Genomic DNA, 1,182 nt, shown 5'->3' on the forward strand with positions numbered 1-1,182 from the left:
GGTAATCCCCCCACCAAATAACGGGCTTCAAAAGTAGAATTTTCTCGGGCTATATGATCGAGGAGATTTTAATGAAGACGAGCAGATTCAGCGAACCACAAATCCTTGCCATCCTTCGCCAGGCGGAAGGCGGCGTTCCTGTACCCGAGTTATGCCGGGAACATGGAATGAGCACTGCGTCATTCTACAAATGGCGATCCAAATACGGTGGCATGGATGCCTCGATGATCAGTCAGATGAAGGCTCTGGAAGACGAAAACCGTCGCCTGAAGAAGATGTATGCGGAGATGAGCATGCAGGCGGAACTGCTTAAAGAGGCTCTTGGAAAAAAGTGACACGGCCATCTCAACGCCGGGAGATGGCCGGGAAAGCAGTGGCGTTGCGAGGGGTGAGCGTTGCGCTTGCCTGCCGCACCTTCGAGGTCAGCGAGACATGCTATCGTTACAGCGCCAGGCTGAACGACGAGAACGGGCAGATTGCCGATCTCCTGATCGGACTGACGCGGGCAAAGAAGACCTGGGGCTTCGGTCTGTGTTTCCTTTATCTGCGCAATGTCCGGGGGCATCACTGGAACCATAAACGCGTTTACCGCATCTATCGTGAGCTTGAATTGAACCTCAGGATCAAGCCGCGCAAGCGGTTGAAGCGGGACAAGCCCGATGCTCTGACCGTGCCAGATGCGCCGAACATGGTCTGGTCCATGGATTTCATGGCCGACCGGCTGGAGGATGGAAGGCAATTCCGGCTGCTGAACGTCCTGGACGACTTCAACCGCGAAGGTCTGGGCATTGAGGTAGACTTCTCGCTGCCTGCCGAACGCGTCATCCGCAGCCTCAACCAGATCATCGAATGGCGCGGCAAACCATTCGCAATTCGTGTTGATAATGGGCCGGAATACGTCAGTGGCAAACTGATGGAATGGGCTGCCAACCAAGGCATCGCCTTGAGCCATATCCAACCCGGCAAGCCACAACAGAATGCGTATGTTGAGCGCTACAATCGCACCGTTCGGAATGAATGGCTCGACCAATATATCATCGAAAGCATTGAGGAGGCGCAGGAATTTGCCACGCAGTGGCTATGGACCTACAACAACGAACGTCCCAATATGGGCATCGGCGGCGTAACGCCCGCACAGAAACTGAAAATGGCCGCGTGAATTCTACTGACGAGCCCCGTTAA

At 54.7% G+C, this 1,182-nt stretch carries 1 protein-coding gene; it reads left to right on the forward strand.

The features are described 5' to 3' along the window. The first annotated feature begins 71 nt into the window (after positions 1-71). A protein-coding gene (locus F9K94_RS24230) for an IS3 family transposase (protein WP_086000475.1) occupies positions 72-1,159 on the forward strand; the annotation gives its coding sequence in 2 pieces (ribosomal slippage) (positions 72-333 and positions 333-1,159; 1,089 coding nt in all). Positions 1,160-1,182 lie beyond the last annotated feature (23 nt).

The sequence above is a fragment of the Brucella tritici genome, assembly GCF_008932285.1.
Classification (GTDB): domain Bacteria; phylum Pseudomonadota; class Alphaproteobacteria; order Rhizobiales; family Rhizobiaceae; genus Brucella; species Brucella tritici.